The sequence below is a fragment of the Streptomyces sp. NPDC048507 genome (assembly GCF_043199995.1).
GTDB lineage: Bacteria > Actinomycetota > Actinomycetes > Streptomycetales > Streptomycetaceae > Streptomyces.
On record NZ_JBICWZ010000010.1, the window covers coordinates 160,560 to 176,061 of the forward strand.

At 73.6% G+C, this 15,502-nt stretch carries 16 protein-coding genes; 7 read left to right on the top strand and 9 right to left on the bottom strand.

Features of this window, described 5'->3' with window-relative positions:
- Positions 1 to 189: 189 nt before the first annotated feature.
- The 7 genes from ACGFXC_RS26020 to ACGFXC_RS26050 form a co-directional block, all read right to left on the bottom strand.
- Positions 190 to 1,809, bottom strand: coding sequence for a dipeptide ABC transporter ATP-binding protein (locus ACGFXC_RS26020; RefSeq protein ID WP_393716602.1), 1,620 nt, complete (start codon positions 1,807 to 1,809; stop codon positions 190 to 192).
- Complete coding sequence (locus ACGFXC_RS26025) at positions 1,806 to 2,798, bottom strand: ABC transporter permease (RefSeq protein ID WP_393716604.1); 993 nt, start codon at positions 2,796 to 2,798, stop codon at positions 1,806 to 1,808. The genes ACGFXC_RS26020 and ACGFXC_RS26025 overlap by 4 nt, the downstream gene beginning before the upstream one ends.
- Complete coding sequence (locus ACGFXC_RS26030) at positions 2,795 to 3,778, bottom strand: ABC transporter permease (protein WP_393716606.1); 984 nt, start codon at positions 3,776 to 3,778, stop codon at positions 2,795 to 2,797. The genes ACGFXC_RS26025 and ACGFXC_RS26030 overlap by 4 nt, the downstream gene beginning before the upstream one ends.
- The gene (locus ACGFXC_RS26035) at positions 3,775 to 5,508 is read right to left on the bottom strand and encodes an ABC transporter substrate-binding protein (protein ID WP_393716608.1); all 1,734 of its coding nucleotides are present in this window, start codon (positions 5,506 to 5,508) and stop codon (positions 3,775 to 3,777) included. The genes ACGFXC_RS26030 and ACGFXC_RS26035 overlap by 4 nt, the downstream gene beginning before the upstream one ends.
- 193 nt (positions 5,509 to 5,701) lie before the next feature.
- The gene (locus tag ACGFXC_RS26040; RefSeq protein WP_351826145.1) at positions 5,702 to 5,797 is read right to left on the bottom strand and encodes an Ms4533A family Cys-rich leader peptide; all 96 of its coding nucleotides are present in this window, start codon (positions 5,795 to 5,797) and stop codon (positions 5,702 to 5,704) included.
- An 81-nt stretch (positions 5,798 to 5,878) separates the two neighbouring features.
- Positions 5,879 to 7,357, bottom strand: a complete 1,479-nt coding sequence (locus ACGFXC_RS26045) for a DUF3152 domain-containing protein (RefSeq protein WP_393716609.1) — start codon at positions 7,355 to 7,357, stop codon at positions 5,879 to 5,881.
- A 5-nt stretch (positions 7,358 to 7,362) separates the two neighbouring features.
- Entirely contained in the window at positions 7,363 to 8,367 is a 1,005-nt protein-coding gene (locus ACGFXC_RS26050) for an alpha/beta fold hydrolase (protein WP_393716611.1), read from the bottom strand.
- A gap of 134 nt (positions 8,368 to 8,501) precedes the next feature.
- Here ACGFXC_RS26050 and ACGFXC_RS26055 point away from each other — a divergent pair, with 134 nt between their 5' ends.
- The 4 genes from ACGFXC_RS26055 to ACGFXC_RS26070 all read left to right on the top strand — a co-directional run bounded on the left by ACGFXC_RS26055 (position 8,502) and on the right by ACGFXC_RS26070 (position 10,284).
- Complete coding sequence (locus ACGFXC_RS26055; protein WP_393716613.1) at positions 8,502 to 8,717, top strand: hypothetical protein; 216 nt, start codon at positions 8,502 to 8,504, stop codon at positions 8,715 to 8,717.
- 147 nt (positions 8,718 to 8,864) lie between these two features.
- Entirely contained in the window at positions 8,865 to 9,512 is a 648-nt protein-coding gene (locus tag ACGFXC_RS26060) for a TetR family transcriptional regulator (RefSeq protein ID WP_393716615.1), read from the top strand.
- Positions 9,513 to 9,636: 124 nt separating this feature from the next.
- Positions 9,637 to 9,864 carry a DUF3107 domain-containing protein gene (locus ACGFXC_RS26065; RefSeq protein ID WP_030764655.1) on the top strand — a complete coding sequence of 76 codons (228 nt, stop codon included), beginning with the start codon at positions 9,637 to 9,639 and terminating at the stop codon, positions 9,862 to 9,864.
- Between the two features lie 117 nt (positions 9,865 to 9,981).
- Complete coding sequence (locus ACGFXC_RS26070) at positions 9,982 to 10,284, top strand: hypothetical protein (RefSeq protein WP_351826140.1); 303 nt, start codon at positions 9,982 to 9,984, stop codon at positions 10,282 to 10,284.
- A 123-nt stretch (positions 10,285 to 10,407) separates the two neighbouring features.
- Here ACGFXC_RS26070 and ACGFXC_RS26075 read toward each other — a convergent pair whose 3' ends face one another.
- The gene (locus ACGFXC_RS26075; protein ID WP_393716617.1) at positions 10,408 to 11,175 is read right to left on the bottom strand and encodes a ferritin-like fold-containing protein; all 768 of its coding nucleotides are present in this window, start codon (positions 11,173 to 11,175) and stop codon (positions 10,408 to 10,410) included.
- 458 nt (positions 11,176 to 11,633) lie between these two features.
- Here ACGFXC_RS26075 and ACGFXC_RS26080 point away from each other — a divergent pair, with 458 nt between their 5' ends.
- The 3 genes from ACGFXC_RS26080 to ACGFXC_RS26090 all read left to right on the top strand — a co-directional run bounded on the left by ACGFXC_RS26080 (position 11,634) and on the right by ACGFXC_RS26090 (position 14,786).
- Complete coding sequence (locus ACGFXC_RS26080) at positions 11,634 to 13,580, top strand: DEAD/DEAH box helicase (protein ID WP_393716619.1); 1,947 nt, start codon at positions 11,634 to 11,636, stop codon at positions 13,578 to 13,580.
- An 86-nt stretch (positions 13,581 to 13,666) separates the two neighbouring features.
- Positions 13,667 to 14,542 (top strand): alpha/beta fold hydrolase, encoded by an 876-nt coding sequence (locus ACGFXC_RS26085; protein WP_393716621.1) that lies wholly within the window; start codon positions 13,667 to 13,669, stop codon positions 14,540 to 14,542.
- A 91-nt stretch (positions 14,543 to 14,633) separates the two neighbouring features.
- Complete coding sequence (locus tag ACGFXC_RS26090; RefSeq protein WP_167456791.1) at positions 14,634 to 14,786, top strand: hypothetical protein; 153 nt, start codon at positions 14,634 to 14,636, stop codon at positions 14,784 to 14,786.
- A 60-nt stretch (positions 14,787 to 14,846) separates the two neighbouring features.
- On the opposite strand, the gene ACGFXC_RS26095 is transcribed toward ACGFXC_RS26090, so the two are convergent.
- Positions 14,847 to 15,452: a MarC family protein gene (locus ACGFXC_RS26095; RefSeq protein ID WP_393716624.1), complete on the bottom strand. Its 606-nt coding sequence runs from the start codon at positions 15,450 to 15,452 to the stop codon at positions 14,847 to 14,849.
- Positions 15,453 to 15,502: the final 50 nt, after the last annotated feature.

Here is a 15,502-nt window from a genome sequence, read left to right on the forward strand (position 1 = left end):
ACGATCTGCCCGGGCGGGCGCGGGGCCGCTGGCTCCCCTGCCCTCGGTTGATTTGTTCCGGGGGGGTGGGGGGGGGCCCCGGCGGGGCGCCCCCCCCCCCCCCCACCGGAAGGGGTGAAGAGTCGTAACTTTCCCGTACGGTTCGCGTTCGAGCACGCTAGAAAGGGGATCCCCCGCGCCCGCGCGGGCCTACGCGAACACCTCCCGGCGCGCCGAGCGGCGCTCCGCCGCCAGCTCCGGGTCCAGGGCCGGAACGGCGTCGAGCAGCTGCCGGGTGTAGGGGTGGGCGGGCCGGTCGTAGACCTCGTCCACGGGACCCTCCTCGACGATCCGTCCGCGGCGCATCACCGCGACCCGGTCGCTGACCTGCCGGACCACGGCGAGGTCGTGCGCGATGAAGACGAGCGCGATGCCCGACTCCCGCTGGATCCGTGCGAGCAGCGCGGTGACCTGGGCCTGCGTGGTGACGTCGAGGGCGGACACCGGCTCGTCGCAGACGATCAGCGACGGCCCGGGCGCGAGCGCGCGGGCGATGCCGACGCGCTGGCGCTGGCCCCCGCTGAACTCGTGCGGGAAGCGGTCGTAGTGGGCGGGGTCCAGGCCGACCCGGGTCAGGAGCTCCGCCACCCGGGCCCGGACGGCGGCCTCGTCCGGCCGCCCGGCCGCGCGCAGCGGGTCGGCGATGGACTCGCCGATGCTGCGGCGCGGGTTGAGGGAGGAGACGGGGTCCTGGAAGACCATCTGGGCGCCGGGGGTGATGCCGGTGACCTCCGCGCCGTCCCGGAGCACCTGGCCGGCGCCCGGCTCCAGCAGTCCGACGAGCATCCGCCCGAGGGTGCTCTTGCCGCTGCCGGACTCCCCGACGATCCCGAGCGTCTCCCCCGCGCGGACCGTGAGCGAGACCCCGTCGACGGCGGCGACCCGGCGTCGGCCCCGGCCGAACTCCCGCCGCAGCGAGCGGGCTTCGACGACGGGCTCGGAGCCGGTGGGGCGCGGCCGGGGGGCGCGGGGCGCGTCGAGCCGGGGCACGGCCGCGAGCAGCGCCCTGGTGTAGGGGGCGTCCGGCCGGGAGAGCAGCCGGCGCACGGGGCCCCGTTCCACCGCGGCGCCGTCGCGCAGTACCAGCAGGTCGTCGACGCTGCCGGCCGCGACGCCGACGTCGTGGGTGACCAGGAGCAGTCCGAGGCCGCGTTCCTCGCGCAGTCCGTGCAGCAGGTCCAGGATCTGGGCCTGGACGGTGACGTCGAGGGCGGTGGTGGGTTCGTCGGCGATGAGCAGCCGCGGTTCGCAGGCCAGCGCCATGGCGATCAGGGCCCGTTGGCGCATGCCGCCGCTGAACTCGTGCGGCCGGGCCCGGGAGCGGCGTACCGCGTCGGGGATGCCGACCCGGTCCAGGACCTCGACGGCGCGGGCGCGGGCGGCCCGCCGGGAGGCCGCGGTGTGGACCCGGTACACCTCGGCGATCTGGGCGCCGATGGCGTGGTACGGGTCGAGGGAGCTGAGCGGGTCCTGGAAGACCATGGCCGCGACGCCCCCGCGCAGCGCCCGCAGTTCCCCGGCGTCGGCGGAGCCGACGTCGGTGCCGCCCACCCGGACGGAGCCGCCGAGCCGGGCGCCCGTGCCGCGGTGCAGTCCGAGCAGGGCGGCGGCCACGGTGGACTTGCCGCTGCCGGACTCGCCGACGAGGCCGAGGGCGCCCGCGGGTTCCAGGGTGAAGGAGACCCCGTCGACGGCGCGGACGTACGCGCCCGGGGCGCCGACGGGGAAGTCGACGGTGAGGCCGTCGACGTCCACGAGCAGGTCGGTCATGCGAGGGTCACCCTTCGGTCCGCCACGGCGTACAGCAGGTCGGCGACGGCACCGGCGAGGACGACGGCGGCGCCGATGGTGAGGACCACGCCGACGACCACGGGCAGGTCGACGACGCGCACCCCGTCGATGAGGGTCTTGCCGAGCCCGGGGATCCCGAAGAGGGATTCGGTGAGCACGGCGCCGCCGATCATGGTGCCGAAGTCCACGGCGCTGAGCGCGATCACCGGTGCGACGGCGCCGCGCACCGCGTGCCGGGTGACCAGGGCCCGCTCCCCCACGCCATGGGCGCGGAAGGTGCGGATGTGGTCCTCGGCGAGCGTCTCCAGGGTGGAACTGCGGGTGAGGCGGGCGTACTTGGCGCTCTCGAAGAAGCCGAGCGCGACCCAGGGCAGCAGCAGGTTCCAGGCCCACTGCTCGGGGTCCTCGCCGAACGGCACGTAGGTCGGGAAGGGCAGCCACCGGAGGTAGGCGCAGACGGCCATGAGCAGGAGCAGCCCGAGGATGAAGACGGGCGTGCCGGTCGCGGCGAGGGTGAGGACGGTCAGGGCCCGCTCGGTGAAACCGCCCCGGCGCAGCGCGGACAGCAGGCCGGTGCCGACGCCGATGACGAGCCAGATCACGAGGGCGCCCAGGGCCAGCGAGAAGGTCGCGGGGAGCCGTTCCAGGATCAGCTCGGTGACCTGGCGGTCGTTCTGGTAGGAGAAGCCGAGGCAGGGCGCGTCGCAGTGCAGGACGAGCCCGGCGCCGCCGGAGTGGTCGCGGCCGGCCAGGACGCCCCGGAGGAAGTCCAGGTACCGCACGACGACGGAGTCGTCGAGCCCGAGCTGTGCGCGGACCTGGGCGATCTGCGCCGGGTTGCAGCGCTCCCCGCAGGCGAGGCGGGCGGGGTCGCCGGGGGCGACGTAGAAGAGGGCGTAGACGACGACGGACAGGGCGAGCAGGACCAGCAGGGCGCCGCCGAGCCGTTTGAGCACGAAGCGGGTCACGCCGTGCGCTCCTTTCTGGTGCCGACCCGCAGGCGCGAGCCCTCGCGCGGGTCGAGGGCCGTGCGGACGGCGTCACCGAGGACGGTGAAGGCCAGCACGGTGACGAAGAGCATCCCGGCGGGGAGCAGGACGTAGGCGGGGTCGGCGCGGAACCAGGTCTGCGCGCCGGAGAGCATCTGTCCCCAGGACGGGGTGGGCGGTTTGACGCCGACGCCGAGGAAGGAGAGGGAGGCCTCGGCGACGATGTTGGACGGGATCATGATCGCGGCGTAGGTGATGACGGGCGCGGCGAGCGGGGGGAGCAGCTCGCGGCGGGCGATGCGCAGGGGGCCGTTGCCCGACAGCCGGGCGGCCTGGACGAAGTCCAGGCCGCGCAGGACGAGGGTCTGGGCCCGCACCATCCGGGCGGTGCCTCCCCAGCCGAGGAGCCCGAGGACGAGGACCAGCAGCAGCGGGCGCGGGAAGCCGGGCGGGACGACGGCGGTCAGCGCGATGGCGAGCACCAGCACGGGCAGGGCGATCATCACGTCGGTGACCCGGCCGATGAACTGTCCCAGGAGGCGGCTGCCCAGCGCCGCGGCGATCCCGGCGCAGACCCCGAGCAGGACCTGGACGGTGGTGGCGCCGAGGGCGACGAGCAGGGAGATCCGGGCGCCGTACAGGAGCCGGGTGAAGAGGTCGCGGCCGGTTCCCGGTTCGACGCCGAGCCAGTGGTCGGCGGAGATCCCGCCGAAGGAGCCGAGCGGAACGCCCCCGCGGGCGGAGTCCACCAGGTCGTCGTGGTAGCTGTCCGGGTCCTGTCCGGCGAGCTGTGCGAACAGGGGCGCGGCGAGCGCGAGGAGGACGAGGAGGGCCAGGGCCGCGGCGGCGGCCACGGCGGACGGGCGTCCGCGCAGCCGCCGCCACGGCCGGCGGCCGGCGGCCGCGGCCGGGGCGGTGGCCCCGGCGGCGGGCGCCGGCCGGCCGGTCGGGAGGCTCACTTGACCGAGACCTGCGAGATGTCGAGGACGCCGGTCCAGTCGCTGATGACGACGTTCTTGACGGCCTTGCCGACGAGCCGCTTGTAGACGGGGTGGAACAGCGGCACGTCGAGGGCCTGCTCGCCGATCTTCTTGTCGAGGGCGCCCCAGCGCTTGCCCGCCGCCGCGAGGTCGGTGAGCTTGGCGATCTCGTCGATCTCGGTGTTCACCGCCGGGTCGTTCAGCTGCGCGTGGTTGTAGTTGGAGCCGTTGGTGACGATCTGCCGGCCGTCGAAGATCGGGGCGAGGAAGGGGCCGCCGGAGGGCCAGTCGGCGCCCCAGCGGGAGAGGAAGAAGCCGGGGGTGTTCTTGACGTCCCAGCGCTTCTCGTTGAAGGCGTTGGTCTCCAGGCCCTCCAGCTTGACGGTGATTCCGGCGGCGCCGAGCGCCTGCTGGACGGCGGTGGCGATCTCGGGGCCGGTCTGCCGGTTCTGTGCGTTGGAGTGGGTCAGGGTGACGGTGAGCCCGTCGGGGAAGCCCGCCTCCTTGAGCAGTTCCCTGGCCTTGGCCGGGTCGCCCGTCCGGCCCGCCGGGAAGTGGTCGTAGGGGCTGTACCCGAAGGCCTCGCGCTCGGGGAGGAAGGTGGTGGCCGGCTCGGCGAGCGCGGAGCCGCCGGCCGCGTTGACGACGCTGGTGCGGTTGACCGCGTAGGAGATGGCCTGGCGGACCTTCGGGTTGTCGAAGGGGGCCGCCTTCGGGTTGAAGGCCAGGTAGTTGACGTAGCCGAAGTGGCCGGTGCCGACCCGGGAGGCGAGCTCCTTGTTGTCGCCGATCTGGGCGAGTTCGGCCGGGCCGAGGTTCGTGTCGGTGGTGACGGCGGCGGCGTCCGCGCCGGAGCCGGTGGACAGGCGCTGGTTGATGACGGAGGCGTCGAGGCCGGAGCGGACGTCGATCCGGTCCGGGTAGGCCTTGCGCTCCTCGTCCGTGCGGGGGTCCCACTGCTCGTTGCGCTCCAGCAGCAGGGTCTCGCCGTCCCCGGTGTTCTTGACGACCTTGTAGGGGCCGGAGGAGACGGGGTGCTCCTCGTACGTGACGCCGGTGTCCTTGGCCTTGGGGACGGGGGCGAACTGCGTCTGGGTGGCGAGGAAGGGGAACTCGCCCTCGGGCTTGCGGAGCTTGAAGACGATGGTCTTCACGTCGGGCACCGCGATCGAGTCGAGGCCCTTGCCGCCGTCCTTGTACGGGCCCTCGTACGTCTCGCCGCCGACGAGCCAGTCGCGCAAGTAGGGGGCGCCGCCCGACAGCTCGGCGGCGAAGGAGCGCTCGATGCCGTACTTGATGTCGGCGGTGGTGATCGGGCTGCCGTCCTCGTACTTCAGCCCGTCCTTGAGGGTGTACGTCCATTCGGTGGCGTCCGCGTTGGGCCTGCCCAGGTCGGTGGCCAGGTCGGGGACCACCTTGGAGCCGGCCGGGCCGTTCTCGCGGTTGCGGGTGGTGAGGGTGCGGAACACCAGCGAGGGAACGTTTCCGCCGCCCGAGGTGTACAGCCGGGCGGGGTCGAAGTCGCTCTGCGGCTCGTTGTTGAGGACGGTCAGGGTGCCGCCCTTCTGCGGGGCGGATCCGGAGGCTCCCGGACCGCCGCCGGCCGAGGCCTCGCCGCCGTCCTCGGGCCCGCACGCCGCGGCGCCCCCGGCCAGTACGAGGCTGACGGCGACCGCGGCCACACGGCGCGATATGTGGGACTGACGCATGGGAAAGGGAACCTCTCGGCGTGCGGCGCGAGGCCGGCTGCGAAGTGCGGGATGCGGAAACGGCCGCGCGGACGGCGGCGTTCGCGATCACCGGTGGCATGGAGCACCGAGGAGGAAGGGGGCCGCGCCCGCGGGCGGAAGGAGGCCCGGGCGCGGGGGACGGTTGGGAAACGGTCGCGCGCTCAGGCGGGCGTCAGCGACAGAAGATGTCGGCCACGCTGTGCGCGGCCACACCGAGGAGCGCCAGCTCGATGGCGGCGCTCGCGGAGGCGGTGTGGCGGTGCGACATGCGCAGAACGATGACCGATCACCGGACGCGTTGTCAACGCGCGAGCGGGCCCCCTGCACCCGCCCTCTGCGCGCCCTGCGGTCAACTTCCGGGAAAAACCCAGGGGTTGGGCAGACAGTGGATGTTGTCGATGTCGAGGGACTTCGTCTGCTGCTGCATGATCGGGGCGAGCGAGCCCGGGGTCTGGCAGCTGACGTGACCGTGGCCGAGCCGGTGGCCGACCTCGTGGTTGATGAGCATCTGCCGGTACGCCAGCATCTGCTGCGGGCCGTAGGTCGGCGAACCCTGCGCCCAGCGGAAGGCGTTGATCATCACGCGCTCGGTCGCGGCGGAGTCGCACGAGACGTTGTCGACGGTGGTGTCCAGGCCGGACTTCGCGCACCAGGCGCCGGTGGTCCCGGGGCTGGCCAGGGTGATCACGAAGTCGACCTCGCCGCCCGGCACCCGCTCGAAGGTCATCGCACCGTTGTGCGCCCAGCTGCGCTGGTCGTTGAGGGTGCGCTGCACCGCCTCGGCGAACAGCTGCGCGTCCAGGCCGAGGCCCTGTTCCACGTCGACCCGGTAGCGCCAGAGCTTCCCCTTGCCCGGGGCCTTGGCCACGCCGGGCACGGTGTCGAAGGCGCCGGGCCCGGTGAGCTTCGCGTCGATCGGCAGCTGGCGCGCCATCTGCTCCTCGTACGTCGGCGGCGCCACGGGCACGGCGGGCGGGGAGACGAGGGCGGGGCGGCCGTCGGAGCGGGCCGCGGCGGACTGCCCGCTCAGGGAGCGGTCGGCGCCGTCGTCACCGGCGGCGCGCGCCCCGGCGGCGCCGGAGTCGCCCTCGGTGGCCACCTGGCCGGCCACGACGACGGCCAGCACGGTGGTGACGGCCGCCGCGGCCATCCCGGTGTACGTACGGATCCGCTTGCCGCGGGCGGCCGGGGGGCCCTCGGCGGCGACCGGGTCGGCGGGCTTGCGGGGGCCGGGCACGCGGCGGTGGGAGCCGGTGGAGGTGAGGGCGTCGGCCGCGGGCCCGGGCGCCGGTGCGACCCGGGGGAAGCCGGCCGCGGGGGCGGCGAAGGCCGGGGTGTCGCCGTCCCGGACGTGGGGCGCGGCGGCGGGGGCGGGCACGGGGGCGGCGGGGGCGGCGGGGGCCTTGGGGGCGCCGCGCCAGTCCCCGTAGACGGCGCCGGGGCCGGGGGCCGGTCCGGCTCCCCAGGCGCCGCCGGGCTCGCGCTGCTCGGGGTGCCCGCCGGGACGCGCGCCGCGCGCGCCGGGGCGGCCCGGGGGGACGTAACCCCGGTGGACGACAGTGGGTTCGGCGGCCGGACGCGGGCCGGGGGCGCTCTCGCGGGAGCCGGCCGGCCGGGGCCCGCGCGGTGCGGGCCGGTCCGGATACGGCCGCACCCCGTACGGCCGCACCTCGTGCGGCTCGGACGCGTACGGGCCGCTGCCGTACGGGTCGTCCGGGTACGGGTCCTCCGGGTACGGGTCGTCCCCGTGCGCCACCGGGCCGCCGTCGGCCGGTAGGCCGGGTTCCGGGCGGGCGGGGGCGGGGTCCTTGCGACTATGTCGTCCCACGGTCCTCAGCCTTTGCCGTCTTCTGTTTCTGTTCCCGTGCCGTCTTCGGCGTCCGGCCCGGCGTCGTGCAGCAGCTCCCGGAAGGCGGCGGCCACGACATCGGGGTACTCCATCATCGCCACGTGTCCTGCGTCGGGCAGGCTCAGCAGCCGCGAACCCCGGAAGGCCGCGGCGGCCTTGCGCGCCATACGGTACGAGACCAGTTGGTCCCGGCCACCGTAGACCAACAGCGTGGGGGCGAGCACCCGTTGGGCCTGGCGCCACAGCCCGTGCTGCCCGCCGAGGGTGTACGCGTCGACGATCCCGCGCGACGAGCGGCTCATCGCCTCCCAGAAGTACGGCAGCTCCATCCGCCGGCGCATCTCCTCGACGGCCTGCCCGAACCCCTCCTCCGTCACCCGCGCGGGGTCCCCGTAGCAGAGCTGCGTCACCCCCCGGGTGCGCTGTTCGGCCGTCAGGCCCCGGGTGAGGCGCCCGAACAGGGAAGCCATGCCGGGGACGGCGAGCAGCGCGGTGGGCACGGCCGACCGCTGCACACGCAGCTCGGGGAGCGCGGGCGAGACGAGGGTCAGGGTGCGCACCAGGTCGGGCCGGACGGCGGCGATCCGGGTGGAGACGGCGCCGCCGAGGGAATTGCCGAAGAGGTGGACGGGGCCGCGGCCGGCGGCGTCGAGGTGGCGGATGACGGCGCGGGCGAGCGCGGTGACGGAGTAGTCCCGGTCGGCGGGCGGGGCCGACCAGCCGAAGCCGGGCAGGTCCAGGGCCTCGCCGTCGACGGTGTCGGCCAGCGCCTCCATGAGGGCCGACCAGTTCTGCGAGGACCCGCCGAGCCCGTGGACGAACAGCGCGGGCGGCAGGCCGTCCCGCGCCGGTGGCCGGAAACGTACGTTCATCTCCAGGCCCGGCAGCGCGACGGTGCGCAGCTGCTCCCCCTCGGCCACCCGCGCGCCCCCCACCTGGGAGATCGGCTCGACGGTGGCCCGCACACCCGGCAGCTCGGTCGACGACATGGGCCAATGTTACGAGACGATCACGTCCACCCCCGGGTCTTCGCTTGTGTTGGCGGTCACAGGACCACCTGGCGGCGTGTCCCCGATCCTCCTAGGCTCTAAGTGGGGACACGAGCGAAGGCGAGGGGAGCGGCATGACGGTCGACCCTGCGGAACCGGACAGCTTCCGGGAACAGCTGCGGGAAACGCTCAGCGCGGAGGCTCCGGAGGCGGACGCCGCCGAACAGCACACCGAGATCCAGCCGCGGGAGGACGACGCCCTCGACGGCCTGGAGACGCTCGAAGCCCCCGAGGCGGACGCCGCCGAGCAGGCACGAGTGGTTCCGCTGGACGAGGACGACTACCGCTGACCGGCGCTGACCAGCGGGTCAGGGGTGTCCGCGGGCGGTCCGTACCGCGAGAAAACTCGGCTTGAACCCACCAGATTCGGTTACCGAAAAGTACGATGGCGGCGCGGCGCAGAGCGCACTGTGTTCTTAGAGAAAGTGGGAGGCGGCGTGACAGCCATCGAGCAGACCGAGGCAGCGCGTCCGCGGGGCACGCGACTGCCGCGCCGTGCCCGGCGCAACCAGCTGCTGGGCGCAGCCCAGGAGGTGTTCGTCGCGCAGGGCTACCACGCCGCGGCGATGGACGACATCGCGGAGCGTGCCGGAGTCAGCAAGCCGGTGCTGTACCAGCACTTCCCCGGCAAGCTCGACCTGTACCTCGCACTGCTGGACCAGCACTGCGAGGCGCTGCTGCTGGCGGTGCGCACGGCGCTGGAGTCCACCAGCGACAACAAGCTGCGCGTGGCCGCGACGATGGACGCCTACTTCGCGTACGTGGAGGACGAGGGCGGCGCGTTCCGGCTGGTCTTCGAGTCGGACCTGACGAACGAGCCCGCGGTGCGCGAGCGCGTCGACCGCGTGTCGCTCCAGTGCGCGGAGGCCATCTCGGACGTCATCGCGGAGGACACCGGCCTGTCGAAGGACGAGTCGATGCTGCTGGCCGTGGGCCTGGGCGGGGTCTCCCAGGTGGTGGCCCGCTACTGGCTCTCCAGCGCCAGCCCGGTCGCCCGTGACACGGCGGTCGGCCTGCTGACCTCGCTGGCCTGGCGCGGCATCGCCGGGTTCCCGCTGCACGGCAGCGAGGGCGCGGAGGCCTGACCTGACCGGCGCTGTTCGCTGCGAGCGTGTCCGCCGCGAGCCGATCGTGTCCCCTCACCGGGCTAATGTGGACCGCGTACGGCGCGGCTGATCGCGCGAACCGGACCGTCGGAGGGACAAAGCCGTGGAGGTCAAGATCGGCGTGCAGCACGCACCCCGGGAGATCGTGCTGGAGAGCGACCTGAGCGCCGAGGAGCTGGAGGCCGTCGTCGCCGCCGCGCTCTCCGGCCAGTCGCCGCTGCTGAGCCTGACCGACAACAAGGGCCGCAAGGTCCTCGTGCCGTCGGACCGCCTGTCGTACGTCGACCTGGGCGAGCCGAGCGCGCGGAAGGTCGGTTTCGGCGCTCTCTGAGTCACCGGCAGAACCGAGAAACGGCCCGGCGGTTGATTCCGCCGGGCCGTTTCCGTTTCTTCCGCTTCGGGTAGGACCGCAGTGACCCGGTTTGCCCTGACGTAGGGGAGTGGTGTGATGCTGCTGATGGAGGCGCTCGGCTCCGGCCTGATCGGCCTCGCGCTGGCGGGCGCGGCCGTCCGCGTACTCGCCAAACGACTGCCGTCCACCAGAACAGTGCTGGTCAGCGGTGTGTCGGGGGCGCTCTTCGGGGCGTATCTGACGCATACGGCGCTCGGCCCCGGGCACAACACGCTGGCCGCCACCTTCCTGGGCGGCCTCGGCGTCTCGGCCGTCGTGCTCTCGCTGCTGCTGCGGCCCGCCGCGGGTTCCGGAAGAAGTTCCCGGCGGCCTCCGTTTTCGCTCCCGTCGCGCGGTTGAGCGGCGCTGGAGCGTGACCTGGAGCACGGCCTGAGTCCCGGTCGCACGGCATGCGCCGGCCCCGGCCGCGGAGGGTTCCGCAGCCGGGGCCGGCGTCGTGCGCGAGGGGGCGGCGGGGCCGGCTCAGGCCGCGAGGCCGAGGGCCGCCATCCGCTTGGTGTGGGCCTTGGTGATGCGGGTGAACATCTCGCCGACGGCCGCGAGGTCGAAGCCCGCCGCCATTCCGTCGACGCCGCCGACCAGCATGGTGGACAGCGCGTCGCGCTCGGCGACCACGCGCTGGGCCTGCGACAGGGCCTCGCCCATCAGCCGGCGGGCCCACAGCGCGAGCCGGCCGCCGCAGCGCGGGTCGGCCTCGATCGCGGCGCGCACCTTCTCGACGGCGAAGCCGCCGTGGCCGGTGTCGTCGAGGACGCCGACGACCAGGGCGCGGGTGTCGGTGTCGAGGTGGGTGGCGACCTCGCGGTAGAAGTCACTGGCGATCGAGTCGCCGACGTAGGCCTTGACCAGGCCCTCCAGCCAGTCGGACGGAGCGGTCTGGCGGTGGAAGTCGTCGACGCCCTTGGCGAAGGGCTCCATCGCGGCGGTCGGCTCGGCGTCGATCGCCGCGAGCCGGTCCCGCAGCCGCTCGAAGTGGTGGAACTCGGCGGAGGCCATCTTCGCCAGCTCGGCCTTGTCACCCAGGGTGGGGGCGAGCTTGGCGTCCTCGGCGAGGCGCTCGAAGGCCGCGAGCTCGCCGTACGCCAGCGCGCCGAGCAGGTCCACGACGGCGGCCCGGTACTGCGGCGAGGCGGAGGCGGTCGCCCAGTCCTGGGCGGCGATGCCCTGCGCCCCGTCGGGTGCGCCGTCGTCGGCGTCGTCGGCGGGAGATGCGTTTTCTACGGTCGACATGCTCCGCACAATAGCCCGCCGAAAGGCGGCACGAACCACCTGCTCAGTCCACGTAAACCCGCCTACCCGGTGAATTCACCCGACACACCTGCGCGATTCCGAGGTACAGTGGTAATGCGCCTGCCGAATACTCGGCGGGCCATCCGAATGAGGATGCCCGGTCGGTGGCCCGATCGGCTCCAACCCGACCGCCCTCGGTGCGGTGTGTACGTCCATGCGTGCCACCTCCGCACGAGGGGCCCCCTCAGCGGCAGAAGCGCTTGAGCGAAGGCTAGTGGTCCCGCGCAGCTTCGTACGACCCTCCCGAATCTGGGCGGGCGCAGTACTGCAAGCCCGGCACGGTACGACCCCCCTCGCCGCCTCGCGCCGCGTCTCACAGAAGAGGCAGCACCCTGACTACGTTCCGAGACCTCGGGATCTTTCCCGAGACGGCCGAGGCCCTTGAAGCCGTCGGCATCGTGTCCCCCTTCCCGATCCAGGAGATGACCCTCCCCGTCGCCCTTTCGGGCACGGACGTCATCGGCCAGGCCAAGACCGGCACCGGCAAGACGCTGGGCTTCGGCCTCCCCCTGCTGGAGCGGGTCGTCGTCCCCGCGGACGTCGAGGCCGGCCGGGCCACGCCCGCGCAGCTGACCGACGCCCCGCAGGCCCTCGTGGTGGTTCCGACCCGCGAGCTGTGCACCCAGGTCACCAACGACCTCCTGACCGCGGGCAAGGTCCGCAACGTCCGCGTCCTCGCCATATACGGCGGCCGCGCGTACGAGCCCCAGGTCGAGGCGCTCAAGAAGGGCGTCGACGTGATCGTCGGCACCCCGGGCCGCCTGCTGGACCTGGCCGGGCAGAAGAAGCTCGACCTCTCCCGCGTCAAGGCCCTCGTCCTCGACGAGGCCGACGAGATGCTCGACCTGGGCTTCCTGCCCGACGTCGAGAAGATCATGGGCTACCTGCCCGCGAAGCGTCAGACGATGCTGTTCTCGGCCACCATGCCGGGCGCCGTCATCGGTCTGGCCCGCCGGTACATGACCCAGCCGACGCACATCCGCGCCGTCTCCGAGGACGGCGAGGGCGCGACCGTCGCCAACATCACGCAGCACGTCTTCCGTGCGCACAACATGGACAAGCCGGAGCTCGTCTCCCGCATCCTCCAGGCCGAGGGCCGTGGCCTCGCCATGATCTTCTGCCGCACCAAGCGCACGGCGGCCGACATCGCCGAGCAGCTGGAGAAGCGCGGCTTCGCCTCCGGCGCCGTCCACGGCGACCTGGGCCAGGGCGCCCGCGAGCAGGCGCTGCGCGCCTTCCGCAACGGCAAGGTCGACGTGCTGGTCTGCACCGACGTCGCCGCCCGCGGCATCGATGTCGAGGGCGTGACCCACGTCATCAATTACCAGACGCCGGAAGACGAGAAGACCTTCCTGCACCGCGTGGGCCGCACCGGCCGCGCGGGCAAGAAGGGCATCGCCGTCACCCTGGTCGACTGGGACGACATCCCGCGCTGGCAGCTGATCAACAAGGCGCTGGAGCTGGACTTCCACGACCCGGTCGAGACGTACTCCACGTCGCCGCACCTGTACGAGGAAATGAACATCCCGGCCGGCACCAAGGGCATCCTGCCGCGCGCCGAGCGCACGCGGGCGGGCCTGAAGGCCGAGAACCTGGAAGACCTGGGCGAGACCGGCGGGCGCGGTGGCCGTGGCGGCCGCGGTCCGGCCGCCGCACCGGTGGCCACCGAGGAGCGCCCCGCGCGCACCCGTACGCCGCGCCAGCGCCGCCGCACCCGTGGCGGTTCGGAGCTGGGCGCCGAGGACGTGGCCGCCGCCCCGGTGGCTCCGGCCGCCGAGGCTCCCGCCGCTCCCGCTCCCGCCGCCGACGAGCCGCGCCGTCCGCGCCGCCGCCGCAGCCGGGTGGGCGTGCAGGCCGCCGCCGCGGTGGCCGAGGCCGCCGTGACCGAGGCTCCGGCCGTGGTCGAGGCGCCGGCCGTGGCCGTCGTCGAGGTGCCCGCTCCGGCCGTGGCCGAGGAGGCGCCCGTCAAGGCCCGCCGCACCCCGACCCGCAAGGCCGTGGCGGCGCCCGTCGCCGCCGTCGTGGTGGAGGAGGCGCCGGTCAAGGTGCGTCGTCCCCGCAAGGCCGCCGCGCCCGCCGTGGACGAGCCGGACTTCCAGATGGCCCCGCCGGTGGAGCCCGTGAAGGTCCGCCGCGCGCCGCGGACCCGCAAGGCCGTGGCGGCCCCCGTCGCCGCGCCGGCCGCCGCCGTGGCCGAGGAGGCCCCCGCGAAGCCGAAGCGGACCCGGACCCGCAAGGCCGCCGACGCCGCTCCCGTGGAGGCCCCGGCCGCCGCCGAGGCTGCTGCGGCCAAGCCGAAGCGCACCCGGACCCGCAAGGCCGCCGAGGCCGCGCCGGAGGCGTAGGACCCGTACGGGAACGGCCCCGGTCCCCTTTCGAGGGGGCCGGGGCCTTCTCGTTCCCCGGGCGTACGGGCCGCTAACCTCGGGCCATGAGCAAGCCGCCGCGCCTGACCCTGCCGCCCGCCGCCCGCGCGTACCGCCTGACGACCGCACGCGGCGCCTTCGCCGTGCACGAGGCCGGCGCCGCCGTGCGCGGCACCGCCCTGCTGGTCCCCGGGTACACCGGCAGCAAGGAGGACTTCGTCGGCCTGCTGGAGCCGCTCGCCGCGGCCGGCTACCGGGTGGTGGCCGTCGACGGGCGCGGCCAGTACGAGAGCCCCGGCCCGCGGGAGGAGTCCGCGTACGGGCTGGCGGAGCTCGGCCGGGACGTCCTGGCGCAGGCCGCGGCCCTCGGCGGGGGCCCCGTCCACCTGGTCGGGCACTCGCTGGGCGGTCTCGTCGCCCGCGCGGCCGTGCTGCGCGACGCCGCCCCCTTCGCCTCCCTCACCCTCATGAGCAGCGGTCCGGGCGCCGTCGCCGAGGAGCAGCGGGCGCGCACGAAGCTGCTCGTGGCGGCGCTGGAGGCGCTGCGCGGGACCCCGCCGGCCGAGAGCATGCCGGCGGTCTGGGCGGCGATGCGGGCCCAGGACCCCGAGGACGCGGTGCCGGACGGGCCGGAGCTGGCGGAGTTCCTGCGGGAGCGCTGGCTGGGCACCGTACCGGAGCAGCTGATCGTCACCGGCCGGGTGCTGATCGAGGAGCCGGACCGGGTGGCGGAGCTGGCGGCGGTGCCGCTGGCGAAGCTGGTGCTGTCCGGGACGGTGGACTACGCGTGGCCGGTACCGCAGATGGACGAGATGGCGGTCCGGCTGGGTGCTTCACGGGTGCGAGTGGAGGGCGCCGAGCACTCCCCCAACGCGGAGAACCCGCAGGTCACAGCCCGTTCTCTAGTGACCTTCTGGGATTCCTCGAGCGCGGGTCGTTAGCTTATGAAAAAATTTCCTTAGCGTAGGGAATGTTTCATGCACCCCCTCCGTTGAACCCTGTGCAAGGAGAACACCGACGAAGGGAGAAGCCATGCGCTTCGAGATTCTGCGCCTGAACGACGTCGACGGGTCCGCCGTGGACAGCACCGTCGTGGACGCGGCCTCCGTCAACCGGATCGTGCAGCAGGCCGCCGCGGTGGGCCAGCGCATCCTCATCCGACCGGCCGAGACGGCGTCCTCCTGATGCTTTCGCGAAAACGCCCCCGCACCGATGGTGCGGGGGCGTTCGCATGCGCGCGGGGCGTCAGGCGCCGCGGATGACCTGGAGCACGCCGTTGATGATCTGCTGGACGGCGATGGCCGACAGCATCATGCCGGCGAGGCGGGTGACGAGGACGACGCCGCCGTCCTTGATGATCCGGATGATCACCAGCGAGTAGCGCATGGTCAGCCACAGCACGACGTGCATGGCGATGATCGCGCACCACACGGAGACCTGGCCGGTGAAGCCGTCGGCCTTCTGCACCGCCAGGATCACGGACACGATCGCGCCGGGACCGGCCAGCAGCGGCATGCCGAGCGGGACCAGGGCGACGTTCACGTCCTTGGTCTGCTTGGGCTCGTCCGTCTTGCCCGTGAGCAGGTCCAGCGCGATGAGCAGCAGCAGCAGACCGCCCGCGATCATCAGCGCCGGTACGGAGACGTGCAGGTAGTCCAGGATCTGCTGGCCGCAGATGCCGAAGACGGCGATGACGCCGAAGGCCACGCAGACGGCCTGCCAGGCCATGCGGCGCTGGACCTTGGCGGGGCGCCCGGAGGTCAGGGCGAGGAAGATCGGCGTGATCCCCGGGGGGTCCATAATCACAAAAAGCGTGAGAAAAAGGGATCCGAAGACGGCGATGTCGAACACAGTGATGCCTTGCAGGTGAGGGGTGTGACGAAAAGGGGAGGGTGGGGAGC

Bases quoted from the DNA above. Each gene is read 5' to 3' on its own strand.
- ACGFXC_RS26040 (WP_351826145.1), bottom strand. From the start codon at position 5,797: ATGTCGCACCGCCACACCGCCTCCGCGAGCGCCGCCATCGAGCTGGCG.
- ACGFXC_RS26020 (WP_393716602.1), bottom strand. From the start codon at position 1,809: ATGACCGACCTGCTCGTGGACGTCGACGGCCTCACCGTCGACTTCCCC.
- ACGFXC_RS26050 (WP_393716611.1), bottom strand. From the start codon at position 8,367: ATGTCGTCGACCGAGCTGCCGGGTGTGCGGGCCACCGTCGAGCCGATC.
- ACGFXC_RS26085 (WP_393716621.1), top strand. From the start codon at position 13,667: ATGAGCAAGCCGCCGCGCCTGACCCTGCCGCCCGCCGCCCGCGCGTAC.
- ACGFXC_RS26090 (WP_167456791.1), top strand. From the start codon at position 14,634: ATGCGCTTCGAGATTCTGCGCCTGAACGACGTCGACGGGTCCGCCGTG.
- ACGFXC_RS26070 (WP_351826140.1), top strand. From the start codon at position 9,982: ATGCTGCTGATGGAGGCGCTCGGCTCCGGCCTGATCGGCCTCGCGCTG.
- ACGFXC_RS26035 (WP_393716608.1), bottom strand. From the start codon at position 5,508: ATGCGTCAGTCCCACATATCGCGCCGTGTGGCCGCGGTCGCCGTCAGC.
- ACGFXC_RS26055 (WP_393716613.1), top strand. From the start codon at position 8,502: ATGACGGTCGACCCTGCGGAACCGGACAGCTTCCGGGAACAGCTGCGG.
- ACGFXC_RS26075 (WP_393716617.1), bottom strand. From the start codon at position 11,175: ATGTCGACCGTAGAAAACGCATCTCCCGCCGACGACGCCGACGACGGC.